The sequence below is a fragment of the Streptomyces sclerotialus genome (genome assembly GCF_040907265.1).
Classification (GTDB): Bacteria; Actinomycetota; Actinomycetes; order Streptomycetales; family Streptomycetaceae; genus Streptomyces; species Streptomyces sclerotialus.
The window spans coordinates 6158187-6183689 of sequence record NZ_JBFOHP010000002.1 but is presented as its reverse complement, the minus strand read 5'-3'; the positions used below and the strand labels follow the sequence as shown (position 1 = coordinate 6183689).

18 protein-coding genes are annotated in these 25503 nt (G+C 71.6%); 2 read left to right on the top strand and 16 right to left on the bottom strand.

The features are described from left to right. Positions 1-19 precede the first annotated feature (19 nt). Positions 20-1561, bottom strand: a complete 1542-nt coding sequence (hutH, locus tag AAC944_RS27325; RefSeq protein WP_030618526.1) for a histidine ammonia-lyase — start codon at positions 1559-1561, stop codon at positions 20-22. Positions 1562-1816: 255 nt separating this feature from the next. On the opposite strand from hutH, the gene AAC944_RS27320 reads away from it, so the two are divergent. Beyond that, the gene (locus AAC944_RS27320; RefSeq protein ID WP_030618527.1) at positions 1817-2587 is read left to right on the top strand and encodes an IclR family transcriptional regulator; all 771 of its coding nucleotides are present in this window, start codon (positions 1817-1819) and stop codon (positions 2585-2587) included. Between the two features lie 45 nt (positions 2588-2632). Here AAC944_RS27320 and AAC944_RS27315 read toward each other — a convergent pair whose 3' ends face one another. Next, positions 2633-3109 (bottom strand): DUF2000 family protein, encoded by a 477-nt coding sequence (locus AAC944_RS27315; RefSeq protein ID WP_030618529.1) that lies wholly within the window; start codon positions 3107-3109, stop codon positions 2633-2635. Positions 3110-3159: 50 nt separating this feature from the next. Between AAC944_RS27315 and AAC944_RS27310 the strand changes: the two genes are divergently transcribed. After that, the gene (locus tag AAC944_RS27310; RefSeq protein ID WP_051872008.1) at positions 3160-4011 is read left to right on the top strand and encodes an AraC family transcriptional regulator; all 852 of its coding nucleotides are present in this window, start codon (positions 3160-3162) and stop codon (positions 4009-4011) included. On the opposite strand, the gene AAC944_RS27305 is transcribed toward AAC944_RS27310, so the two are convergent. The 14 genes from AAC944_RS27305 to AAC944_RS27240 form a co-directional block, all read right to left on the bottom strand. Continuing rightward, a complete protein-coding gene (locus AAC944_RS27305; protein WP_030618534.1) occupies positions 3974-4702 on the bottom strand; it encodes a DUF4232 domain-containing protein in 729 nt (242 codons plus the stop codon). The two genes, AAC944_RS27310 and AAC944_RS27305, sit on opposite strands and share 38 nt — an antisense overlap. A gap of 191 nt (positions 4703-4893) precedes the next feature. Then, positions 4894-6261: a glycosyltransferase gene (locus tag AAC944_RS27300; protein WP_368396463.1), complete on the bottom strand. Its 1368-nt coding sequence runs from the start codon at positions 6259-6261 to the stop codon at positions 4894-4896. Between the two features lie 357 nt (positions 6262-6618). Continuing rightward, on the bottom strand, positions 6619-8091 hold the full coding sequence (locus AAC944_RS27295; RefSeq protein WP_030618540.1) for an amino acid permease: 1473 nt from the start codon (positions 8089-8091) through the stop codon (positions 6619-6621). A 201-nt stretch (positions 8092-8292) separates the two neighbouring features. Continuing rightward, positions 8293-9639 (bottom strand): type III PLP-dependent enzyme domain-containing protein, encoded by a 1347-nt coding sequence (locus tag AAC944_RS27290; RefSeq protein ID WP_030618542.1) that lies wholly within the window; start codon positions 9637-9639, stop codon positions 8293-8295. A gap of 312 nt (positions 9640-9951) precedes the next feature. Further along, complete coding sequence (locus AAC944_RS27285) at positions 9952-11580, bottom strand: PucR family transcriptional regulator (protein WP_030618545.1); 1629 nt, start codon at positions 11578-11580, stop codon at positions 9952-9954. 233 nt (positions 11581-11813) lie between these two features. Beyond that, on the bottom strand, positions 11814-12431 hold the full coding sequence (locus tag AAC944_RS27280; protein ID WP_368396462.1) for a DUF4232 domain-containing protein: 618 nt from the start codon (positions 12429-12431) through the stop codon (positions 11814-11816). Between the two features lie 435 nt (positions 12432-12866). Beyond that, positions 12867-14123 carry a hypothetical protein gene (locus AAC944_RS27275; RefSeq protein ID WP_030618549.1) on the bottom strand — a complete coding sequence of 419 codons (1257 nt, stop codon included), beginning with the start codon at positions 14121-14123 and terminating at the stop codon, positions 12867-12869. Between the two features lie 319 nt (positions 14124-14442). After that, entirely contained in the window at positions 14443-15369 is a 927-nt protein-coding gene (locus AAC944_RS27270; RefSeq protein ID WP_196943135.1) for a hypothetical protein, read from the bottom strand. A 27-nt stretch (positions 15370-15396) separates the two neighbouring features. Then, entirely contained in the window at positions 15397-16545 is a 1149-nt protein-coding gene (locus AAC944_RS27265) for an AAA family ATPase (RefSeq protein ID WP_030618555.1), read from the bottom strand. Further along, a complete protein-coding gene (locus AAC944_RS27260; protein ID WP_030618558.1) occupies positions 16542-17807 on the bottom strand; it encodes a GmrSD restriction endonuclease domain-containing protein in 1266 nt (421 codons plus the stop codon). The genes AAC944_RS27265 and AAC944_RS27260 overlap by 4 nt, the downstream gene beginning before the upstream one ends. A gap of 341 nt (positions 17808-18148) precedes the next feature. Next, complete coding sequence (locus tag AAC944_RS27255) at positions 18149-19498, bottom strand: class I SAM-dependent RNA methyltransferase (RefSeq protein WP_030618561.1); 1350 nt, start codon at positions 19496-19498, stop codon at positions 18149-18151. Positions 19499-19603: 105 nt separating this feature from the next. Beyond that, positions 19604-21655 (bottom strand): APC family permease, encoded by a 2052-nt coding sequence (locus tag AAC944_RS27250; RefSeq protein ID WP_030618565.1) that lies wholly within the window; start codon positions 21653-21655, stop codon positions 19604-19606. Positions 21656-22104: 449 nt separating this feature from the next. Beyond that, complete coding sequence (locus AAC944_RS27245; protein ID WP_030618568.1) at positions 22105-23211, bottom strand: PucR family transcriptional regulator; 1107 nt, start codon at positions 23209-23211, stop codon at positions 22105-22107. A gap of 224 nt (positions 23212-23435) precedes the next feature. Beyond that, a complete protein-coding gene (locus AAC944_RS27240) occupies positions 23436-25454 on the bottom strand; it encodes an NAD-binding protein (RefSeq protein WP_030618571.1) in 2019 nt (672 codons plus the stop codon). Positions 25455-25503 lie beyond the last annotated feature (49 nt).

Genomic DNA, 25503 nt, shown 5'->3' with positions numbered 1-25503 from the left:
AGTGTGGAGTGGCCGGGTGTCAGCGGAGCCGGCCGGCGACCGACTCGGCAGCGCGCAGGGCCTCGCCCGAGGCCACGTACTGCACGGCCGCCTCGATCTCGGGGGCGAGGTAGCGGTCGGTGCCGGGGCCCTGCACGTCGGCGCGCAGACCGGCGACGACCGCGGCGGTGGCGGGGGCCGGGGTGAGCGGGGCGCGGAGGTCCAGGGCGCGGGCCGCGGTGAGGAGCTCGATCGCGAGCACGCGGGTGAGGCCGTCGAGGGCCTTGCGCAGCTTGCGGGCCGCGGCCCAGCCCATGGAGACGTGGTCCTCCTGCATGGCGGAGGACGGGATGGAGTCCACGGAGGCGGGCGCCGCGAGCCGCTTGAGCTCGGACACGATGGCGGCCTGGGTGTACTGGGCGATCATGTGGCCGGAGTCGACGCCGGGGTCGTCGGCGAGGAACGCGTTGAGGCCGTGGTTGCGGGCCACGTCCAGGAAGCGGTCCGTACGGCGCTCCGCTATCGAGGCGACGTCCGCGACGGAGATCGCGAGGAAGTCCAGGACGGCGGCGACGGGGGCGCCGTGGAAGTTGCCGTTGGACTCGACGCGGCCGTCGAGGGTGACGACGGGGTTGTCGACGGCGGCGGCCAGCTCGCGGGAGGCCACCAGCTCGGCGTGGCCGAGGGTGTCCCGCGCGGTGCCGTGCACCTGGGGCGAGCAGCGGAGCGAGTACGCGTCCTGGACGCGGGTGCACTCCGGGCCGCGGTGGCTGGCGACGATCGCGGAGTCGGCGAGGACGGCGCGCAGGTTCGCGGCGCTGTCGGCCTGGCCGGGGTGCGGGCGCAGGGCCTGGAGGTCGGCGGCGAAGACCGCGTCCGTGCCGAGCTGGCCCTCGACGCTCATGGCGGCGCTGATGTCCGCGGTGGCGAGCAGGCGACGCAGGTCGTGGGCGGCCAGGACGAGGGTGCCGAGCATCCCGTCGGTGCCGTTGATGAGGGCCAGGCCCTCCTTCTCGTGCAGGGTGACCGGCGCGATGCCGGCGGCGGCGAGCGCCTCGGCGGCCGGGCGCAGCTCGCCGTCGGCGTCGCGGACCTCGCCCTCACCCATGACGGCGAGCGCGCAGTGGGCGAGCGGGGCGAGGTCGCCGGAGCAGCCGAGCGAACCGTACTCGCGGACGACCGGGGTGATGCCGGCGTTGAGCAGCGCGGCGTACGCCTCGGCGGTCTCCAGGCGGACACCGGTACGGCCGGTGGCGAGGGTGGACAGGCGCAGCAGCATGAGCGCGCGTACCACCTCGCGCTCGACCTCGGGGCCGGAGCCCGCGGCGTGCGAGCGGACCAGGCTGCGCTGGAGCTGAGCACGGAGTTCGGTGGGGATGTGGCGGGTGGCGAGGGCGCCGAAGCCGGTGGAGACGCCGTAGTGCGGGGTGACGTCGTCGGCCAGGGCCTCGATGACCTTGCGGCTGCGGGTGATCTCCTCCTGGGCTGCGGGGGAGAGCGTGACGGGGGCGTCGTGGCGCGCGACGGCCACGACGTCGCCGGCGGAAAGTGCGCCGACATCAATGACAACTACTGGTGACATGCCTCAATGAAGCACCAGGTCAGACCCGCTGTTCCAGGCTCCACAGGAGCATTGTGTCTGGTATCCCAGACGTTTGCGAGGGGTGTGGCCGCCTTGGTGACGCCCTTCGGGGAGCGCCCCGTCAGGGGCCGCGGGGAACTGCGCGAGCAACCACGACGGCGCGGCACGAGGCCGCCTTCCCGCACCCCCACGGCGGAAGCCGGCGGCCGCACGAGGCCGCCGGACCGCACCCCGACGCCGGTTAACCTCAATCGCATGGCAATCGTTCCCGCAGCCGCCCAGGTCCTGGCGATCCTGCGGTATCTCGCCGGCCAGCTCGGGCCGGTCCCCGCGGCCGCGATCAGCCGCGACGTGGGACTGCCCCGTTCGACGACGTACCACCTGCTCGACACCCTCGCCCAGGACGGCTTCGTGGTGCACCTGGCGGACGAACGGCGGTACGGCCTGGGCGTCAGCGCCTTCGAGCTGGCCTCCGGCTACAGCCGTCAGGCGCCCTTCCAGCGGCTGGCCCGGGCGCCCCTCACCGCCCTGGTCGACCGGACGGGGCACAGCGCGCACCTCGCGGTGCTGCACGGCCGGGAGGTCATCTACGTCATCGAGGAGCGGGCGCCGGGCCGGGCGCCGCTGGTGACGGAGGTCGGCGTGCGGCTGCCCGCGCACCTGACGGCGAGCGGCCGGGCCATGCTGGCGCGGCTGCCGCACGCCCAGGTACGCGCGCTCTTCCCGGACCCGTCCGCCTTCGTGGTCCGCCACGGGCACGGTCCCGGCTCGCTCTCCGCGCTCCGCCACCTGCTGGTGGAGGTGCGGCGCCGCGGCTACGCCACGGAGGAGGGCGAGGTCACCCCGGGATTCTCCTCGGTCGCCGCGCCGGTGCTGGACCACAGCGCGCACCCGGTCGCCGGGGTGGCCGTCACGTACCCCGCCGCCGAGGTACCGGCGGACCAGCGGACGGGCATCGCCGAGCAGGTCGCCCGTACCGCCCGCGACCTGACCCTGCGCATCGGCGGCACGCTGCCGGTTCCGTAGCAGCGGTGGGTACGGGGCCGTCATGGGAACAGTACGGCCGCCGCCTCACCCGTGCATGCGCGCGCCCTTGACGATCTTGTCGACGGCGTTCTTCGGGCCGTACACCGCGATGCCCACGAGGTCGAGCGCGTCCTGGCCGACCGCCCGCACCGCGGCCCGGTTGTCCCGGTCGTTACCGGTCGCGAAGAGGTCCGAGGTGAACACCGAGAGGGCGACGCCCCGGCTCAGCGCACGGCCGTGCGCGGCGGTCAGCGTCTCCTTCGTCCCCTCGAAGACCAGCACGGGCTGGCGGAACATCCGCAGGTAGTCGTTGCCGTCGGCGTCCTCGTACGGCTCCCCGATCACGTCGGGAATCTCCGTACCGATGCCGCTGACGAGGAAGGCGGTGACGTTCAGCCGCTGCCAGGTCTCCAGGTCCGCACGGAGCAGGACGGCGATCTTGGTGTCGAAGCGGACGGGTGCGGACGCGTCCGGAGACGCGGTGTGCGGTGCGGTGTTCGGGGCGGTGTTCGGGGATTCCATATCGTGGATCCTTCCGGACCGGCCCCGGCCCGGTCTTGTACGTTCTTTGCATGGTCCGCCGTATTCCTCCAGAGGTCAGGGCCTGGCGCCCGGCGGTGACCGGCATCGCCGAGGTCTACCACGCACATCTGACCGGCCACGCCTATCCCCTGCACACGCACGGCGCGTGGACGCTGCTCATCCTGGACGACGGCATGGTGCGGTACGACCTGGACGGGCACGAGCACGGTGCCCTGCGCACCGGGGTCACGCTGCTGCCCCCGCACGTGCCGCACAACGGCTCACCCGCCACCCCGGAGGGCTTCCGCAAGCGCGTGCTCTACCTCGAACCGGAGGCGGCGGGGCTCGGCGAGGAGTACATCGGGCTCGCGGTCGACTCGCCCGTACTGGAGGACGCCGCGCTGCGCCACCGGATCCACCGGCTGCACGACGCCCTCGTCCTGCCCGGCGAGGAGCTGGAGTCCGAGAGCCGGCTCGTGTTCGTCGCCGAGCGGCTGCGGCGGCACCTGCGGCGGCGGGGCGGACCGGCCGCACCGGCCGCGGCTCCCGGTCTCGCCCGGCAGCTGCGGGACCTGCTCGACGCGCGGCTGTCCGAAGGGCTGACCCTCAAGGAGGCGTCCGGCCTGCTGCACGCCCATCCGGCGCACCTGGTACGGGCGTTCAGCCGCGAGTTCGCGATCAGCCCGCACCAGTACCTCACCGCGCGCCGCGTCGACCTCGCCCGGCGGCTGCTGCTGGACGGCATGGCCCCTCGGGACGCGGCTGCCGCCGCCGGCTTCCACGACCAGCCGCATCTCACCCGGCACTTCACGCGCATCCTCGGCGTTCCGCCGGGACGCTTCACGGGCCGGAGCCCGGCGCCCGTCACAGGCCGGTGCCCGGCTCCAACGCCGTCACGCTGAACTCACCACCGCAGACCCGCAGTTCGTCGGTGCGGAGGGTCATCGCCTCCGTGGACCCGGGCGGGTAGGTCTGGAGGAGGTACGGGCTCTTCCAGCACGGCTCGTCCTTCAGCCCGTCCTGGATGGTGTGCAGCACGGCGTACGCGCTGCCGCCCGGCTTCAGGGTGACGGCCTTGCCCATGGCGCCCTCGCGGGTGGCGGGCTTGCCGATCATCTGGCCGTCGCGCTGGATCAGCGAGACGCCGGGGAACCCCTTGAGCGTGCAGGAGCTCTTGCCGTTGTTGGTGAACACCAGCGGGGTGTGGATGTTGCCCGCGCCGACATCGGCGCGCCCCAGGCGCAGCCCCAGCTCGGAGGCCGTGCAGCGGTCGGACGAACTGTCGGCGGACGCGGAGGCGGCGGTACGCGCGGAGGCGGTACGGGCGACGGTCGCCTCGGTCTTGCCGGACGAGGCCTGCGAGTCCCCCTGCGCGGCGTCCTGCCCACCGGTGCTGCCGCCCTCGGGCGCGGCGGAGGAGCCGCTGGACGACGGGCCGGCCGACGACGCCGAGCCGGATTCGGCACCGGAGGACCCGGCACCCGCGGCACCGGTCCCGGAGTCGCAGGCGGTGAGCGCGATCGCCGCGGCGGCGGCGACCAGCGTGGCGGTGGCGGCCTTGCGGCCGCGGCGAAGGCTGGTGTGGTACGACATGGGGCCATCTCCTCGTCGGATCGGTGCGTGCGGTCTTCGGTCCCGCACCATCCACCTTGCCGAGTCCCACTGATGCACCACTAACAAGCCACTAACGCGCCGTTCACGCCACCGGCCCACGCGGCCGCACAGCCGTGCCGGCAACTCGTCCAGCTCCTCCTGGCCCGGCGCCACGGTCGTCGGACCGGCCGTCAGGCGGTCGTCGGGCCGCTCGTGAGGGAGACCTCCGCGCCGTTCTGCCGCGTCCCCCACCCCGTCTTCGCGCAGGTGGCGATGCCGTACCAGCGGAGCCAGCGCAGCAGGGTCCAGGCGAGGACGATCGCGCCCGGCATCGCCAGCCAGGTGACCAGCCGGGAGCGGATGCGTTCGTCGGAGCGGATGATGCTCAGGTACCGCAGCCCCTGCGCCCAGCCGATGAGGAACGGCACGACCAGCATGGTCGCCGGCGGCATGTTGCGGTACACGAGCGGTTCGACGACCAGCATCCACACGGTGACCATCTGGGTGAGCACCATCTGGATCCACCGCATGGTGTGCAGCCAGAACGCGGGCCGCGCCGGGGAGAGGTACCGCATCCGCCAGACGGAGCGGATCGTGGAGCCGCGCATCCACCGCAGGTACATGCGGTTGAAGTGGGACCACTTCTCCGGCATGGCGGTGAAGCAGATGGCGGAGGGCTGCTGGACCGTGAGGCCGCGCTCCTGCGCGTACAGGGTCAGCATGGAGTCGTCGGAGAAGTTCACGGGGCGGCCCATGAACGTCTCGTTGAGGTAGCCGTCGAGGTTGTCGCGGATGATGCCGGCGCGGTACGCGGCCAGCGGACCGGAGTTGACCATGACGGCGCCGACCGCGGACTGGCCGGAGCGGTCGACGAGCTGGCAGACCACGAACCACAGGTCAGTGATGCGCACCAGCCAGTTGGCCCGGTTGTTGGTCGCGATGACGATGCCCGCGACGGACTGCACCCGTGGCCGGGAGAACGGTACGAGTGCCTGCTCCAGTGCGTTGGGCGCGAAGCAGCTGTCGCTGTCGCAGGTGACGTAGACGTCGGCCTCGGGGCTGACCCGTACGGCGTGGGCCTGGGCGTGCCGCTTGCCGCCGTTGGGGACGCGCTGCCAGGTGGTGGTGACGCCGGCCTGCCGCGCGGCCCGCTCCCACCAGGCCCGTACCTCGGCGTAGTCGCCGCTGGTGGAACCGTCGTCGACGATGTGGACGGAGTCCGGCAGGCGGGTCTGGCGGAGGAAGGACGCGAGGCCGAGGCGGAGGTAGCCGGGGTCCTCGTTGTAGACGGGGACGAGGATGGCCACGTGCAGCGCTTCGAGCTGCCGGGTGAGGCGGGACGTGAGCTTCCGCGGGCGTTCGAGGTGGTACATGAACGTCTGCAGCAGGAAGATCAGGAACAGTGCGATCCAGACGACCGTGAGGCGGCTGGCCAGCGCGCCGTCGTGGGCGATGGCGAACGCGCTGAGCGCGTGGTGGCCGGCCCACGCGGCCGCCGCCAGCATGACGACGATGCCGAGCAGAACGGTCGCGGACCGGTGCTGATGAGCGGCCAGCACCGGTTCGCGTCGGCGTCTGCCGCCGCTCGTCGACGGAGTCGACGGAGTCGACGGCCCGCCCGGCACCGGTCAACGGCACCGGCAAGCGGCACCGGGAGCAGGGCCGTACGGTGTGCGAAGGGGCCCGCCGGCCTGCTCCGTGACTCCTGAGTCGCGTCACTCGCGTGGAGCGGAGCTTGGGCGCGAGGCACTTTCCACCCGGCCCCCGTGGCGCCACGGGGGCGCGGGACAGCGCTGCGCGGAGCCCGGTCCGGCCCGCCCCGGGCGCTGGGCCCGCCGCCCGCCCCCAGCGTGACCGGCGCGCGTTGCCGCGCCGCGGCGGCCCGGTCGGTCGCTGCGGGCCGACCAGGCCCACCGTCAGCGGTCGTTGTTCGCGACCCTGCCGCGTACCAGGTACCAGCCGCCGACCAGCGCGGCCGCGATCAGCGGCACGCAGGCCACCGACCACGCGGCGTCTCCGCCGTCCACGCACATCAGGACCACGACGGCGGCCAGGAAGGCGAGGGTCAGCCAGGAGGTGAAGGGCGCGCCCGGCAGCCGGAAGGCGGGCTGCTCGACCTCGCCGCGTGCGGCCCGGCGGCGCAGCACCATCTGGCAGATCATGATCATCACCCAGGTGCCGATCATCGTGATCGCCGAGAAGTTCAGGACGATGGAGAACGCCCGCTCCGGCACGACGTAGTTGAGGACGATGCCGAGGATGTAGCAGGACGCGGTCAGCAGGATGCCGCCGTACGGCACGCCGCGCTTGTTCATCAGCGTGGTGAACTTCGGCGCCGACCCCGCGAGCCCCATCGACCGCAGCACGCGGCCCGTCGAGTACAGGCCCGAGTTGCAGCTCGACAGCGCCGCCGTGAGGATCACGAAGTTCATCACCCCGCTGACGCCGGGCACGCCCAGCTTGCCGAGGAGCGTGACGAACGGGGACTCCCCCGCCTTGTACGCGCTCCAGGGCAGCAGCAGGACGAGCAGCAGCACGGTACCGACGTAGAAGACGACGATGCGCCAGGAGACGGAGTTGATGGCGCGCGGGATGACCTTGCGCGGGTTCTCGGTCTCACCGGCCGCGATGCCGACCATCTCGATCGCGGCGTACGCGAAGACCACGCCCTGGATCAGCACCACGGAGGCGAGCAGGCCGTTGGGCATCATGCCGCCGTTGTCGGCGATCAGCTGCGGGCCGGTGCTGTGGCCGTCGACGGGGTGCCGGCTGGCCAGCAGCCAGCAGCCGATGGCGAGGAACGCGAGGATCGCGGCGACCTTGATGATCGCGAACCAGAACTCGAACTCGCCGAACCAGCGCACCGAGATGAGGTTGGCGGCGAGCACCACGAGCAGCGCGAAGAGCGCGAGCGTCCACTGGGGGATGCCGCGGAAGGCGCCCCAGTACTGGAGGTACATGGCGACCGCGGTGATCTCCGCGATGCCACTGCACACCCAGTGCAGGAAGTAGACCCAGCCGGCCGTGTACGCCGCCTTCTCGCCCAGGAACTCCCGGGAGTACGAGACGAACGAGCCGGAGGTCGGGCGGTGCATGACGAGCTCGCCCATGGCGCGGGCGATGAAGAAGGCGAACAGGCCGGTGATCGCGAAGACCACGACCAGGATCGGGCCCGCCGCGTGCAGCCGCTCGCCGGCGCCGAGGAAGAGGCCGGTGCCGATGGCGCCGCCGACCGCGATCATCTGGACCTGGCGGTTGCGCAGGCCCGCGGCGTAGCCGCCCTCGCGGACCGGGGCGCCGGAGGCCGCGGCGGTCCCGGAAGCCGGGGTGGCCCCGGAAGCAGCCGGCGTGGGCGGTGCCGTCCGCTCGGCTTCTGCTGTGTGCTCCATGGTTCTCCGTGCATAGCGGTACGCCGCACACCGCCCTCCCGGAGCGTGCGCGGGTCGCGCGCATACAGCACGGCGTACCTGTTGAAGTGGGCCGGCGCCGGTAGGCAGGGCCGGTTTGTCCATAGGGTGTCCGGGCCACCCTAAACCGTTAGCTCAGGCAACTATTAACTGGCGGGTAGCTACCGGTCGGCTACCGCGCCGCTACTGCGCCGCGCGCAGCCCGGTGAGCGCCGCGGCCTGCCCGGCGCCGCTCTCCGCCAGCACCTCCGCCACCGTCTGCGCAGGCCTGACCTGCGCGAACGTCACCCTGCCCGAATCGTCCACGACATACCCGACGACGGCCGGGCGCGGCAGGCTGTTGTAGTGGAAGTGGGTCGAGAAGTAGTAGGCCCCCGTGTCGTACAGCGCGACCAGATCACCCGGCGCCAGCTCCGGCAGCTCCCGCCCGCGGGCCACCAGGTCCCCCGCGAAGCAGCACGGCCCCGCCACGTCCTGCACCAGGCCGGGCGCCGTCTTGGGGCGGCCCTGCGCGTCGAAGGCGCCGACCCGCAGCGGCCAGGACTCGGGCACGAAGACCGTACGGGTCGCCACCTGCGCACCGGCGTGCGTGACGGCGATCCGCCGGCCACCGGAGGTCTTGGTGTACTCCACGTGCGCGGCGATCAGCCCCTGCTTGGCCAGCAGCGCGCGGCCGAACTCCGTCACCAGCGCGTACCGCCCGTCGAACAGCCCCGGCACGGTCTCCCGCAGCAGCGCCGCGTACTCGGCGAAGGACGGCGTGACCTCCTCCGACGCGAAGTTCACGGGCAGGCCGCCGCCGATGTCGAGCGTGTCGATCTGCTGCCGCCCCGCCTGCGCGTTGATCTTCTCGGCCAGTTCGTACACCACCCGTACGCCCTCGGCCATCAGCTCCAGCGGCACGCCCTGCGAGCCGGTGTGCGTGTGCAGCCGGGTCAGCCACGGACGGGCACGGAAGGCGTCGAGTATCCACTGCTCCGCGCCCTCGTCCCGCAGCGCGACGCCGAACTTCGAGGTGGCCGTCGCCGTGCTCATCGCCCCGATGGAACCGGTTCCGACCTGCGGGTTCACCCGAATCCCGACCGGCGAGAGCACCGGCCCGGCCGCCTCGGCGACGAGCGCGTCGATCCGGGCCAGCTCCTGCGCGTTGTCGGCGTTCACCGCGATGCCGTGCGTGAGCGCGTCCCGCAGTTCACCGGCCGTCTTGGCCGGCGAGTCGAAGACGATCCGCTCGGCGGGCACCCCCGCCGCACGCGCCAGCTCCAGCTCCCCGGGGCTGGCCACCTCGGCGCCCACCCCCTCCTCGTTCAGCAGCGCCAGTACCGGCACCAGCGAGGCCGCCTTCACGGCGAAGGTGTGCAGCACGGGCCCGGCACCCTCGCCGGCGAACGCCTCCCGCAGCTCCCGCACCGTAGCCCGGACACCGTCCACGTCGAGCAGCCCGAGCACGGGCGCGTCCGGGCCGACGAGCCCCTGCTCGACGGCGGCGCGCACGGCCGCTTCCCTGCGGGCGACGGAATCAAGAGCCATGAGGGGGCCTGCCTTCTGTACGGGGGAAGGGGGAGGGACCGGGCGGAGAGTCGGAAGCCGACCTCGTCCTCGTCACTGTGCAGTCCGACGCAAGGCGGTGTCTGCGTGCCGGAGCACGAAGTCATGTCCCCGGTCACTGTCGGAGCGCACAACGGCCGGGCGGCGGCCCGGTCTCCGTGGTGCAGGAACACAACAACCGGACGGCCGCCTGGTGTCCCCGCACAACGGCCCACACAACGGCCCGCCCAACGGACCCCGACCGCCCCTCACCCCGGCGGAATCGATCCGGGCCGAACCGCTTCCTGGCCTCGTTCAGCCCGGCGGAATCAACCCGGCCCTCCGCAGCCCCAGCTCGGTCAGCAGCCGCACATCCGGATCCTCCAGGTCCAGCCCGAACAGCTCCCGCACCCGCCGCAGCCGGTAACGCAACGTATTGGGGTGGATCCCCAGCCGCCGCGCGGTAGCGGCCGCATCCCCGAAGAACGCGAGGTGCACGGCGACGGTCCGCGGCAGATCCGTCCCGTGCTCCGCCTCGTACGCGAGCAGCTCACGCACCGCGTCCGTCGCCGACGGACTGAGCGCGGCCACCGCGTCGACCACCCGCAGGGCGTCCAGCGCGTACCGCACGTCCGTCGCGGAGGCGACCTCGGGCGCGCCCCGCTCCCGCAGGACGCGCAGCACGAGAGCCGCCTCGGCCCGGGACCCGGCCGCCTCCCCCAGCCCCGCGCCGACGGGCCCGACGGCGACCAGCGGCCGTACGCCGCTGCCGCGCAGCACGGTGGCCAGCTCGGCCCCGAAGCGGTGGGCCGCACCGGGCGCCGGGTCGGTGAGGAGTACGTCGAGCCGGTCGCCCTCGCGGTGGCCGAAGGCCGGGGTGTGGTGCACGGCGGCGCGCAGGGACGCGAGGTGCAGGGCGCGGTCGAGTACGTCGGGGGCGGGCACCGGAGCCGCGGCCGTGACGGTGAGGACGGCGCAGGCGACCTGCGGTTCGACCTCCAGGGCCGCGGCCGAGGCCGGCACGTCCGGCTGCCGCCCTTCGAGAAGGGCACGTACCGCCTGCTTGCGGCGGGACGCGGCGGACCTGGACCGCAGCCGGTGGTGCAGCAGATGCGGGACGGCGGTGACCGCCGCGGCCCGCAGCGCGTCCCGGGCCCGCTCCGGCAGCGGATCGCCGTCGGCAGCGGCCCACAACGACCCCAGGATCTCGTCCCCGGCCCGCACGGCGATGGCGAGCCGCTCAGGAAACCGCCCGTCGGCAGGCCGGTGCACCACGTCCGGCGTGGCCCACAAGGTACTCAGAAACCCGCTCTCGGCCAGCTCCGCCACCCGCCACCGGGGCACCCGCCGCCCCAGAATCGTCAGCCGCCGCAAGGGATCGGCAGTGTCAGCGGTAGGCGAATAAGCGAGCACGTTCGAGTCCGGGTCCTCAATGGTGATCGCCCCGCCGACCAGCGCCGCAAGCGCCACGGCGAGCCCCGGCAGATCCCCGAGCGCCACGTCGACGGCCGCCTCCGACCGCGCCCCGCTCCGGCTGAGCGCCGCCCGCAGCAGCCCTATCAGCTCCCCCCACTCGATCCACGCCGCCCGCGCGAGCAGGGCGGTCCCGCACTCACCGGCCTCCGCGAGCAGCCGCTCCGACACCCCGCCCGCACCCCGCCGCATCACCAGCGCGGCAGCCCCGGCCCGGTCCGCGTCCCGCAACACCCCAGGCGCATCCGCCGACGAGGTGTCCACCCCCACCGCGACGAGGATCTGCCCCGATGCCTCCAAGGTCTCCCCGGCATCGAACACCCCGACCCCGCGCACCGGCACCGCCAGCCCCTGCGGCGCGTGCACCACCTCGACGATCTCCATGCCCCCGGCTCCTAGCACCTGCCCGAGCGAGGGCGCCCCGCCCTGCGAGCCGGCAGCGAAGGAATCGTCGGAGGTCGGGGAGTCCATGGGGCCAGTGTCGCCGATGAGAGGAAGGCGACGCAGCTTCCGCTTCAGGACGACGGCACCTTCGCCCACGGCCGGACGCCGAGCACTCCCGTGGGGCCGAGGTCGAGCTCCGGCGTCACCGTCACGGGCGGGGCGCCGACCTCAACCCTGACCCTGACGTACGGAACGTTCACGGCGACGCCGGCGCCGGTGGTGTTGCGCCACATCAGGCCGGCGGAGGCTGCCTCGCCCGGCTACAGGCTCACCGGCCGGGGCGGGGCGTCGATGCCGGTCACGGTGGCGATACCGCCGCCGGGGGCCGGGTCCCTCTCCTCGTCGAGCAGGGCGAGCTCCGGGGAGCCGTCGAGGCGGTACGGTCGCGTCCCGCAGTTCTCCAGGCGCAGCCCTACGACCCGGAGCCCCATGGCCGCTTCGCCGTCGTCGGCCGTGATCCGTACCCCGGACGGCGGACAGGTCCCCGCCTCGGCCGGCACCTCGGCCGAGGGGACGCGCCTGACCTGCTCGATCCGCACGCGTACCCGATCGGACGCATCCGGCGGCCCGGTGTCGATGCGGACGGTACGCCGTACGGTCCGGCTGGGGCGCACGGAGCGCACCGTCTGCTGCGCATTGCCCAGCACCACTCCGGACTCGGCCAGCAGCGCGAAGTCGACCGTGCACGTGAAGGGCTCGACCTCGGGGTTGGTGACCTCGAACTCGGCGGAGACCACGGACGTCCCCGCCTCGCGGGCTTCTCCACCGCCGCTCATGCCGGTGATCCGGACGCCGTCCTTCGCCAGGTCGGCGGGGTCGCCGGGGGACGTCCGGGCCGCCGGCCGCGCCGGCCTGCCGCGGACCGTCACCCGGCGCACCGGCGGTCTCGATTCCGCACCCGGCCAGAAGCAGGGCACTCGCGAGAACGACGGGCAGGGCGCGGGGGGATGCTGGTACGCATCCTGTCGCCTCACCAACGACCGCCCGCCGCCGACCGTGGTGGAAGCCACACCTCCTGTCACGGACGTGCCACAAAATCGGCCGTGCACGCCGAGCGCGTGCCTGCGAGCTCAGCCTTGCTTCCCCTCCGGCACCAGAATCGCCACGCACTCCACATGATGCGTCATCGAAATACATCACAAGGAGCGGGAGACAACATATCCGCAGGGCGCCTCGGCTCTGTCGGTCGCCTCGAACAAGCGTCACGACCAGCCAGGACAGCGCTCTTGCCAAGCCGAACCAGCGAGGTTCTTCGGCGCTTTGCAGTTGAGGGTGTAGTCGGGCTGCGCACCTTGCGGCCGGTCGGCGCTCACTCAGCCTTCCTCGTCGTCGTGTTCCTTTTCCGTCCCGCGCCGACGGCGCGCTCGCTCGGCGAGCGCGCTGGAGAGCTTGCCCTTTACCGAGCTGGCCCTGTCGAGGGTCTCGTTGCCGAGGCTTCTGGCGGCATCGACGCCCTTTGCTCCTGTCTTGAGCGCCTTGTCCCTCGCCTCCGCGGCCGCTTCCCCCCATCGTCTCGCCTCCGGTGAATGGCGACCAGACTCGATGCCGAGCCGCCCGTGGAAGTCATCGATGCCGGTCGCGACATGGTTGCTCGACTGGACTACGGCCGGGGACTTGGTCGGGTGCAGCAGCACCTTCGCGTTGGCCGTGCCGGCAGCCGCATTCATACAGGCCACCAGACGCTCGGTTCTCCGCGATATGTGTTCCAGCCGGTCCAACCGGGCGGCCTTCAATCCGAGGCGATGCCCATCCAGCTCCTCCGGAGACGCGTCCAGCACCCGATCGAGTTCGAGCACGGCGATCGCGTCCTGCAGTTGGAAGCAGCGAGCCAGAACAGCCAGCCACTCCCGAACCGCGGACTCAGCGCCCTTGGCCGTCGTGGCGAGATCACCGACCTTGGTCTTTCGCTCGATCTTCTCCGCGAGTGCGTCGAGTTGTCGCAATGCGTACGCCTGCGTTTCTGCGATCGTCGCCGGCGCGGCCTGCACCTTCGACCACGTAACCTCGTCGACCCTGCCTCTCTTCTCTCGGATGGTCATGGCCTCCTCGATGACGAAACCCCCTCCGGTCATGCGGGCCAACACAGCATCCTTCTGGGCACGCAGCACGTCATCGACCTTCTCGTCGATCGTGGCGAGATAGTCGGTGATCTCATCCATGGTCTGTTGCATCGCAACCTGCGCCATGATCCGAGCAGCACCAGCAACAATCGCCGGGTTGGTCAGAAGCGATCGGGGACCCTTCACGAATTCGACGAATCCCCTGATCTGACCGTTGTGCCTTCTCACCACACCTGTGCTGAGACCCGTCTTCGAGCTTTCCCTCAGCCCGTACTTCCTGACGAGCTGTGCCGACTCGGAAGTCAACTTCACCCAGCGACCGGAGTCGGCGGCAATCACCGCACCTTCCTGCCCGACTACAGCCCCGGTACCGACGACGGACTTGAGCCGTTGCAGTCCGAGGTCTTTCGACGGCAGTCCCTCAGAGGCGAGGAAGCGTTCGACATCCGTCGCATTCCCGATGACCGCCAGTCCATCACCATCACTGATCAGTTGAACCTCGTTGTTCATCACCCGCTCCTGAAGTGGCTTTTCGCAGTTGAGGGTAATCGGGGTGCGCCCGACGATCACAGGGCAGGAGCCGAGGTCTTCCGATGAAGAGAGGTTGAGTGCCGGCCGGACAGGACCAGGGTGCACTGCCCTTGCGCCAGCGCGAAGCCGGCGCCCGGGCCGGCACCAGTTCTTCATAAGGGAAAGAAAAGGTCAGCGCATCGTTGGACCGGTGAAGGGGAAGCAGATACAGGTGCCGGAAGCTCCGCCGATTCCCAAGCCGTTGCCAGCACCCAAGGCCAGGGTGCCGGAAGGACAGGGCCCCCTGTTTAGACAGAACCTAAACCTCCGGCCGGATCTTACTGCCGATGTGGGCGAGGCGGATCGTCCGCTCCTCCGGGACCAGGCGGAAGTGGATGCGGCCGACACCCGGGGTGAATCGGGCGTGCAGGTCAAAGGTGCGCGTTTCCCCGTCCAGATCGGTGAAACGGCACACGCGCTTACGGGTCTCGCCCTCCGGGCTCACCTTGGTCCGCCACTCGGGCTCGGCCACGCTCACCGGGTCCCACGCGGCGACGGCTTCCTCCAGACGCTCCAGAGCCCGCCGTACGGGTACCACCCACTGCGGGTTCAGGCCTCTGAGCTGGCCCTCGACCCGCGGCAGGAACGTGAGGTGCGGATAGAGATCGGCGCAGCTGTCCCAGATCCTCGAGCCGGTGGTGACGCCCTTCCGGCGCGCCACCCGGATCCAGTCCAGATGCACGTCGAGATGCGGCTCGGCGGACAGATGCCGGACGTCGACGGTATCGTGCCGCATTTCCAGCGTGCCGTCGTCGTCTTCGGTGAGTTCGCTGCGCTCCAGGGTGACGCTGTCGGCCTGCCACTGCCGAGCCACCGGAAGGCTGACGGCGATGCCGTCCATGAAGTGCGCGGCGCCCAGGCCGTGGACGACCTCGCCGTTGTGACGGTATTCCAGATGGTCGGCGGCGTCCTCCGCGGGGAAGACGCTCCGCACAGGCGAGCGGCCCTGTAAGGCCCGGAGGCGCTGCCAGAGGGCGCGGTTTCGCGGACTGGCGCCGATCCACTTGTTGACGGGATAACCATCGGCGATGTCCAGTGCCTTGACGTCCACCTCGCTCACGAGGGCCGTGCCTCCCGCAGCTGCGGCGGCACGCACGACGGCCACGAAGTCAGCCATGGCCCGCTCGGCCTGTGCCGGGTCGGAGGCCGTCCCCCAAGACTTCTCATTCAGAAACAGCAGTGGCACTCTTTCCCCCTGTGTCGTCCCGTGCCGTCAGTCCAGCAGCTGGTCGAGCGAGTTCTCCCACTCGTCGAAGAAGCCCTCTGGCCATTGTTCGAGCATGCCGTCCCTGTCGATGCGGGGGGTGACGACCTCGGTGCCCGCCCCATTGCCACGGAAGTAGTGCACGACTGCGTCATGCGGCTGAAGAGCGCCGCGTTTCACGGCGACGCGGACGCCGTTCAGCACGTGGTCGCTGTGCGTCTCGACGATCAGCTGGGCACCGGTGGCGGCGGCCGCGGAGAGCAAAGCGGCCATCCTGCTCTGCCCCCTCGGGTGCAAGTGGGCCTCAGGGTTCTCCAGCAGAATCAGGCTCTCGGGCGTCGCGGTGAGGCAGGCGACGACGATGGGCAGCGCATAGGTCAGACCGAAGCCCACGTGGGTGGGCCGGCGGCGGCGGGTGGCGTTGATGCCGGCGGTGCCGCCGAAGCCGTAGGAGAGACGGACCGAGTCGGTGCCTTCGACGGGGTCTGTCTCAATGTTGACCCCCGGACACAGCTCCTGCATCCAGGCGATCGTCTGGTCCAGGAGCTGGGGAGACGTGGCACCGCGATGCCGGAGCGGACCGTCCGGCACTTCCGTGGGCACGTCCTGCTCCGTGTGGTGGCGTAGGTAGTTGACGGTGTGCTCGCCTCGCACGCCGAGGAACCCGCGCGCGATGGCGATCTGGTGGGAGCGCGGGTAGGTCACCGCCGGGGTGATGCGGTCGGCGTGCAGGTACTGAAACGGCTGCTCGGCCAGATGCGAGCGGACCGACCTCTCCGCCAGGGGCATGACGTCCCGGTCCGGATGACGAATGTCGTATGCGGCGGCCCACGTGCGTTGCTCGCCGTCCTCCTCGATGACGAAGCCGACGAGCGGCTCGTCGACGGCGGGGAGTTCTTCCACGGGGCCGAAGTCTTCGTGCAGGACGTCTTGCGCGGTGCCCAGGTCCACGAGATCGCCGTTGAGCAGCAACCCGCCTCCGGCGCGTTTGGTCCGGATGAGCATCTGGGTCTCGTACGACTGCCGCAGCAACCCCAGTGCCTGCAGAACGCTGCTCTTGCCCGAGGAATTGAGACCGGTGAGGAGGGTCAGCGGGCCGAGGGGAAGTTCCAGACGCCGGAACGCCTTGAAGTTGATCAGCTTGATGTGATTGATCACTGCTCGGTGTCTCTCCGTGCCTCGCTGAGCGCATTCTCGAACAGTTCCCTGACGGCGTCGAACCGCTTGCGCACCTTCCTGGCGTCTCCAGTGCCCACAGAGATGGCACGCTCGAACTCCGCGTCCTCCATGAGCTCCGCGAAGGCGTCGAGGACGTCGGCCTGCCGCAGCGCCTCACGATCGTTGTCGCCGAGGCTCGCGAGATTGACGGCGACCGCCTCGAAGAGCGCTTTGTTGATGGGTGACTTGCGCTGTTGGTTTCGGCGGTACTTCCGGAAGGCGTGGGGACCGAAAATCTCCCTGGCCGCGAGCATCGCCGTGACGAACTCGGTCCGCAGCCGGTCCTCGTCCGCGCTGTCGAGACGGTTCACTTGGTGCATCGCCTCGGCGAGGAACGCGTCGAAGTCACCGGGCTTGTATGCATGGAGGGAAGTCATCCGGAAAGCCAGGAAGCGGAGGACCATCTCCCGGTCGGCCATCCGGTCGCCGACGACGCTGTAACCGGTGGCCTGCTGGAACTCCTTGGTCTCTGCGAGCTCCGCGAGGAGCGTGCGGGCCCGTCCCGGGATGAGCGCGTGCCGAATCTCCTGCCGGGTCAGGGGTTCGCCTCCGGTGTTGATGCGCGCGAAGACGTTGAACATCACCGGCTCGGGTGTGCCACGTCGGATGACGTGAACGACGACCTCCGTCTCACGCAGTCTGATCTGGAGCTTCCCGGAGAGGTCCGCGAAGCCAGCCTCATCGAAGTTACGCAGGTACTCCAGGCCCGTCAGCTGCAGTGGATCGGCGCCGACCGTCTGCGGCTCCAAGAATCGGGCGATGGACGTGAGGCGCTGGATACCGTCGACGATGGCCCAACTGCCGTCCTTTTTTTCGGCGGCGTAGAAAGACGGGATGGGGATGCGCAGCAGCAGTGACTCGATGAGACGGCTCTGCTTGCCATCGGTCCAGATGCCCGCCTTGCGCTGGAAGTCCGGGGCGAGGTCGATCATCTCGTTGCGCAGCCGGGACAGCAGCAGATCGACAGTCGTCGTCCGGGTGTCGATGTCGATGTGCTCGGGATCGAAGGGAGAGGTGATCTGCTCGATCACCTCCTCCTCGGCCTCCTCACGCTCGATGTCGGTCGGCCGACCGTCAGCGGTGACCTCCACGGAGAACAGAGAGGAATCAAGCTCCCCTGCGTCGGCCGCCGCATCCTGATACCGCTCGAAGACCGACCGTTGGCCCCGCGTACGCCCCTGACTCTCCTCCAGCGCCACCATGTCCTCTCGTCGCCCTCCCCCTCGTGCTCGTGTCTTGCGGAAATCACCGTGTCTGCTGCGATCGTCTCTCAACCCTACCGTCCGTGATTCGGCGGTGACGGCCGATCGACTCGAGCAGTGGGGCAGTGGGTGTGATGGGGGACTGTACGGACGGCTCGGCTCTTCGTACGTGGCTTTTCGTCCCTCACGAGGTCGCGGCACAGCGCTTCTCATCCGCGCACCGCAGCGCGAAGCCGCAGATGAGACGCGCAGCGGAAGCCTGCGAGAGGCCCCACGCGGTGCACTTCGGGAAACAGGTCAAGCGCCCCGGTCGGACCCGAACATTTCAAAGAAAACGCAGGTCATCCCCGCTTCGCCCGCTCCAGAATCGCCACGCACTCCACATGGTGCGTCATCGGGAACAGGTCGAAGGCCTGGAGGCGCTTCGGGACGTAGCCGGCCGCGGCGAAGTAGGAGAGGTCGCGGGCCAGGGCGGCCGGGTCGCAGGCGACGTAGGCGATGCGGCGGGGGGTGAGGGAGGCGAGGTGGTCGACGGTCTTGCGGCCGGCGCCGGCGCGGGGCGGGTCGAGGACGACGAGGTCGACGTCGGTGATGCCGGTACGGGGGAGGATCTGGTCGACCTTGCCGTGTTCGATGCGGACGCGGTCGTCGTCGGCGAGGTTGTGGCGGGCGTCCTCCACCGCGCGCTTGCCGGACTCGATGCCGAGGACGGCGCCCTTGTCGCCGACGCGGTCGGCCAGCGCGCCCGCGAAGAGGCCGACGCCGCAGTAGAGGTCCAGGGCCATGTCGCCCTTCTTGGGCATCAGGCCGCGCATGACCGCTTCGACGAGGAGGTCGGCGGCCTGCGGGTGGACCTGCCAGAAGCCGCCGTTGCCGACGCGCCAGGTGCGGTCGGCGGCGCGTTCGCGGACGAAGGGGCGGCCGTGGACGCGGTGGACGCCCTTGTCCTTCTCGCCGACGCGCATGACCGAGACCGGCTTGTCGAGTTCGACGAGGGGGAGGCGGCCGCCGGGCTTCGGGGTGAGGATGACCTGGCGGTCGTTCGAGCCGGTGGCGGCGATGGCCTCGACGGTGGCGATCCCCGGCCACTCGCGCTTCTCGATGCCGAGTTCCGAGACGCCGGGGGCGGCGATCAGGCAGCGGTCGATGGGCTGGACCTCGTGGGAGCGGTGCTTGCGGAGGCCCGCGCGGCCCTCGGCGTCGATGGCGTACTGGACGCGGGTGCGCCAGGACGGGACCTCGCCGGCGGGGACCTTGTCGCCGGGGGCCGGTACGACCGTGCCGTCCCAGCCGGCCTCCTCGGGGGTGAGGCCCGCGAGGCGCTGGAGCTGTTCGGCGATGACCTCGCCCTTGAGGCGGCGCTGGGCGCCCGGCTTGGCGTGCTGCCAGTCGCAGCCGCCGCAGCGGCCGGGGCCGGAGAAGGGGCAGGGGGCCTCGACGCGGTCCTTGGAGGCGGACAGGATCCGTACCGCGTCGGTGCGGAGGAAGCGGGCGCCTTCCTCGCCGTCGGTGACCTTGGCGATCACGCGCTCGCCGGGGAGGGCGTGGCGTACGAAGAGGACCTGGCCCTCGTCCGTGCGGGCGATGCAGTGGCCGCCGTGCGCCACGGGGCCGACCTCGACCTCGTACTCCTCGCCGACCAGGGACTTCCGCTCGGTGCCGGCCTGCGGGTTCTTCGGTTCTTGCGGCATGGCGAGCGAGCTCCAGAGAAAGTGCGGAAGGGGGGTGCGGCGGACAACAGCCTTCTAGTCTACGGCCCGCCGTACCCCCCTCATGACCACCGGGGAGCGTGCTCCCTACTTCTTCGTGGCCGCCTTCTCCTTCTTCGGCTGGGCGACCGGGCCGCGGCGGACCGAGCCGGGCGCGTTCCACTCGGCGCGCTTGCGGGCGCGGACCTTGGCGGCCTCGGAGGAGTCCAGCTGCCAGGGGACGGAGGTGACCATCACGCCCGGGGTGAAGAGCAGCCGGCCCTTCAGGCGCAGCGCGGACTGGTTGTGCAGCAGATGCTCGTACCAGTGGCCGACGACGTACTCCGGGATGAAGACGGAGACCGCGTCGCGCGGGCTCTCCTTGCGCAGCGACTTCACGTACTCGATGAAGGGGCGGGTGATCTCCCGGTAGGGGGAGGCCAGGACCTTCAGCGGGACCTCGATGCCGCGGCGCTCCCACTCCTCGCGCAGCGCCCTGGTCTCGGCCTGGTCGACGTCCACACTGACCGCTTCGAGGGAGTCGGAGCGCATCAGCTTGGCGTAGTTCAGGGCACGCAGGGTCGGCTTGTGGACCTTGGAGACCAGGACGATGGAGTGCACGCGGGAGGGGCGGGCGACCTCGTCGTCGGGCGAGTCGGCCGCGGCGATCTCCTCGGCGACCCGGTCGTAGTGCTTACGGATCGCGGTCATCGTCACGTAGAAGATGACCATGCCGAGCAGGGCGACCCAGGCGCCGTGGCTGAACTTCGTCACCAGGACGACGACCAGGACGAGGCCGGTGAAGGTGGCGCCGAACGCGTTGATCGCGCGGGAGCGGTGCATCCGGCGGCGCTTGGCCGGCTCCTTCTCCGTGGTCAGGTGGCGGTTCCAGTGCCGGACCATGCCGATCTGGCTGAGCGTGAAGGAGACGAAGACGCCCACGATGTAGAGCTGGATCAGGCGCGTGGAGTCGGCACCGTAGATGTAGACGAGTATCACCGCGGCGCCGGCGAGCAGCACGATGCCGTTGGAGAACGCGAGCCGGTCGCCGCGGGTGTGCAGCTGGCGCGGCAGGTAGCGGTCCTGCGCGAGGATCGAGCCGAGCAGCGGGAAGCCGTTGTAGGCGGTGTTCGCGGCGAGGAAGAGGACCAGTGCGGTGGCGGCGGCCAGGATGATGAAGGGCAGCGTGCCGTCGCCGAAGACGGCGGCCGCGACCTGCGAGATCACCGGGTTCTGGGTGTAGCCGGAGCCGACCGGGTGTCCGTTGTGCAGCAGGTCGGTGGCGGGCTTCTCGGCCATCTTCACGCCGGTGACCATGGCCAGCACGATGATGCCGCAGAACATGGTGACGGCCAGGCCGCCCATGAGCGCCAGCGTCGTGGCGGCGTTCCGCGACTTCGGCTTGCGGAAGGCGGGCACGCCGTTGGAGATCGCCTCGACGCCGGTGAGCGCCGCACAGCCGGAGGAGAACGCGCGCAGCAGGAGGAAGACCAGCGCGAAGCCCGCGAGGCCGCCCTGCTCGGCGTGGATGGTGTAGTCGGCGGTGGGGGCCTTCATGGAGTCGCCGAGGATCACGCCGCGGAAGGCGCCCCAGATGATCATGGCGAAGACGCCGACGACGAAGATGTACGTCGGGATGGCGAAGAGCTTGCCGGACTCCTTCACACCACGCAGGTTCATCAGGGTCAGCAGGACGATCATCGTGATGGCGCAGAGCGTCTTGTGCTCGACCACGAAGGGGATCGCCGACCCCAGGTTCTCCACTCCGGAGGAGATGGAGACGGCGACGGTGAGGACGTAGTCGACCAACAGCGCACTGGCCACGGTGAGCCCCGCCTTGGGGCCGAGGTTGGTGTTGGCCACCTCGTAGTCGCCGCCGCCGCTCGGGTACGCGTGCACGTTCTGCCGGTACGACGCCACGACCGTGAACATCAGCACCACGACGGCGAGCGCGATCCACGGGCTGAAGTGGTACGCGGACACGCCTGCCACGGACAGGACGAGCAGCACCTCCCCGGGCGCGTACGCCACGGAGGAGAGCGGGTCGGAGGCGAAGACGGGGAGTGCGATGCGCTTCGGGAGAAGGGTCTCTCCCAGCTTGTCGCTGCGCAGTGCGCGCCCGATCAAGATGCGTTTGGGCACGTCGGTCAGTTTGGACACGCAGAGGATGCTAAGCCTTCGTCAAGGCCGCCGCCCACCCGCCACCCGAGGGGGTAATGCGGCTGCCGGAGGACACCGCCCGACTGGTCCGCACGGCTCTCACGGGCCCCTCCGGGGGTACGGAATCCGTTGTTCCCACGGCTCGATCCAGCCGCGTACGGACCTTTTCCGCACCCCTCGAAAGGCGGAACTGCCTGCCCCGAGCGGGGTGTCCGCACCCTCACCCCCGTGGAGGGTGCCGACATCCGATCCGCTGCGGGGCGCGCGGACCCCTGACGCCGCGCCGCCCGCCGTACACCCGCCGGTGCGCCCCGATCGTGGCATTCGCCACGGCCTCGGCACATTGCCGGTTCCCGGCAATCTTTACGCGTTTTTGATGGCGTACCGGCCTGCGCTTGCCCTGCCGGACGGCGCGTGGGGAGCCGACACGGACCGGACGGCCCGGGGATTCACAGCGGCCGGTCCGGCCAGCCCAGTACGCGCGCGCCCATCGCCGCCGTCTCCAGCGTGTAGCGCTGCAGTCCGTCGGCCGGGTCGTAGCCGGTCAGCTCCTTGATGCGGGCCAGCCGGTAGGAGAGGGTGCGCACGCTGACCTGGAGCCGGCGGGCCGCCTCGGCGTTGACGTACGCCGTCGCCGCGCAGGCCCAGATCGTCTCCAGCAGCGGCCGCGCGCCGCCGCGCCCCTCGGTCAGCGGCCCCAGCACGCTGCGCACGAGGTCGGCCATGGCGGCCCGGTCCCGCAGCAGGACGGGGAAGACCAGCAGGTCGGCCGCGTACAGCACGGGGTCTGCCAGCTCCAGCTGGACCGCGAGCTCCAGTGCGCCCAGTGCCTCTTCGTACGAGGTGACCACGCCGCCTGCGCCGGCGTGCGGCCGGCCGAGCGCGACCCGCTGCGCGGCGCGCCCGCCGGGGCCTTCGGTACGCGCGTACGTCGCGAAGGCGTCCAGGGCGCCGTCCCGGCCGCCCGGCGCCACGCACACCAGCCGCCCGTCCTTGGTGGCGACCAGCACGTCCCGGTCGCCGAAGCGGCCGAGCAGCTCGCGCTCCACGCGCCGGGCCACCGGGTGCAGGTCGTCGAAGCGCTCCGGGCCCTCGGCGACGGCCACCGCGTGCTCCCCCGCCAGCCGCAGCCCGAAGCGCTCGGCCCGTTCGGCGAGGCGGCCCAGGTCGCTGCGCCCGTAGAGCAGGTCGTCGACGAATTCGCGGCGGGCTGCCTCCTCCTGCCGGACCGCGAGGCGCTGCGCCCGCTCATGGCCCTCGCCGAGCGCGGCGACCGCCGCCTCGACGGCCGCGAGCAGCGCGTCGCCCGTACGGGCCCGCTCGACGGCCCCGGCGGCCCGCGCCACGCCGGGCAGCGTGCCCCACAGCCTGCGGGTCTCCGCCAGGTAGCGGCCGATCAGCTCGCGCAGACCCACGCCGTCCTCGGCGGCCTGTTCCCCCAGCTCACGCAGGGCGTCCAGCTCCTCGCGGCGGGGCAGCCGCCCGGTCCGCGACACCTCGCCGAGGAGGTCGGCGTACCTGCCGAGGCCGTGCGGTTCCGCTGCGCCGCGCTCCACGTGTTCGTGCTCCCTGCCGCTGCTCGTTCCGGCCCCCCGTGGGCCGCCTCCGGGGCTTTGATTGCCGATTCCCGGACAGCAGGACGGTATCAATCCTGCCGGATCCCGGCAGATTGCCTCCGGTCCTCTCCGGCTCTCTTCGGTTTTCTCCGGCTCTCTTCGGTCTTCTCCGGCTCTCTCCGGACCTCTCTGGCTCTCTTCGGTCCTCTCTGCCTCTCTCCGGTTCACTCCGGCGGGTGCCCGGCGGGGTACGGCCGGCGCCCCAGCAGCTCCCCCAGCCCCTCGCGGGTGGCGGCGATGACCACGCGGTCCTGGGGCCGCAGGACGTAGCCGGGCGGCAGGTCGCGGAGCAGCCGGGCGGGCTCCCAGTCCTGGCCGCCGTGGGCCGGCCCGGCCTCCGGGTCCTCGGCCGGGTCGGGGGACGCGCCGCTGTTCACGGCCACCACGCGCAGCCGGCCGGCCCGGAACACGTCCTCGGGCTTGCGGCCCACCAGCTCGGCCTGGCCGCGTACGTCCACATGCGCGACGAGCAGCAGCCGGCGTTCGACGGGGATGGCGCCGAGTATCTGGCGGCCCATCATGGCGCCGGCGAAGGCGGGCGCCGCCAGGAACGAGACGCTGCGGCTGCGGGTGACGGCCGTGGGGTGGGCGGCGCGCAGGGTGCGGTAGACGGCGGTGGCGAACCGGTCGTCGAAGAGGCGCAGCGTCACGCGCAGCTGCGGCTTGACCGACCTGGCGTACAGCGACGCCTCCAGGTTCGTACTGTCCTCGCTGGTCAGGGCGAGGAGGGTACGGGCGCGGGCGATACCGGCCGCCTCCAGCACGCCGTCCTCGGTGGCGTCGCCCAGGACGGTCGGCACCCGCAGCCGGCGGGCCAGCGGGATGCCCCGTGCCTCGGGGTCCTCCTCCACGCAGACGACCGGGACGCCCATCTCGCGCAGCCGGGACAGGACGCGGGTGCCAACCTTGCCGAGGCCGAGGAGGACGACGTGCCCGGAGAGGCCGCGCGGCGGGCGGCGCAGCGAGGCGGCGTTGCGGAAGGTGCCGAGCGCTTCGAGGGCCGCGGCGACCAGGACCGGCAGCAGGAGCAGGCCGGTGACGCCGGACAGCAGTTGCAGCACCTTGCGGGCCATGGGGTCGTCGAGCGCGGGTTCGTTGATCGCGAAGAGGTCGAGGAGGGAGAGGTAGACGGCATGCATCGGCTGCTCCCCGGTGAGCAGCATGGAGAGGACGGCCAGGGTCAGCACGGTGGCGACCAGGCCGGCGACGGCCCAGCGCAGCCGCGGCGAGAACAGCGAGCCGAGCGGGGCGCCGCGGCCGTTGAGGCGGCGCGCGGGTGGCCTGCGGCCGCGGTAGGAGACGGTCTCCAGCGCGACCGTGGCCCGGCCGGTGGCCGCCGCGGCCGCGGCGTCGTCCGGCAGCAGCGTGGGCCCGTCGTCCTCGGCCTGGTGCCGGTGGCCGTGGCGGCCGCCGTGCCGGTGCCGGCCCGGCGGGGGCGGGGCCGGTGCGGGCCCGCCCTCCTGGGCCTCCTCGTCCGAGGCGGAGGGGGAGAGCAGGGCGAGGGTGGCCAGGCTGCGGTCGGCGCGCGGCGACGCCGCCGCGCCCGGGGTGTGCTCCACTGCGCGCAGCAGCAGTCCGTCGACCTCGATGACCTTGGAGGTGCCGGCCACGGCGGTGGCGGTGAGCGCGGGCGCGACCGTGTCGGCGTCGGAGAGGACGGTGGTGGAGGCGTCGATGTCGGAGGTGTCGGACCAGACCACGGCGGCCGCCTGGTCCAGCAGCTCCTCCAGGTGCTGTCCGAGGCGGCGGTTGTAGAGGCGGATGACCAGCCGGAGCCGGGGGTTCATGCGGCGGGCGCGCAGCGCGGCGTGGATGTTGGTCTCGTCGTCGTCGTAGACGAGGGCCAGCGCACCGGCCTCCTCCACCCCGGCTTCGGTGAGCGTCTCGTCGTCGGGCTCCGGCGCCTGCAGTACGTGGAGCGGCCCGGTGTCCTCCGGAACGTCCGGCCCGCCCGTACCGTCGGCGGGTCTCCCGCCGTCCGCCGTGCCCGTACGGCCCACGGCCGCGGTCACCCGTCCGAAGAGCGCGCTCGCCCGGCCGAGCCCGCCGCGCGCCGGTTCGGGGACGCGGGGGCCGTGCGGGTCGCGTACGGAGGGTACGACGAGGGTGACCCGCCGGCGGTAGACCTCGCGGAGTTCGACGGCGAGCCGGTGGGCCAGTGAGTCGTCGCCGCACACCACCATGTGCGGCGCCGGCGGGTTCGGTTCGGACTGCTGTGGCACGGGTGACAGT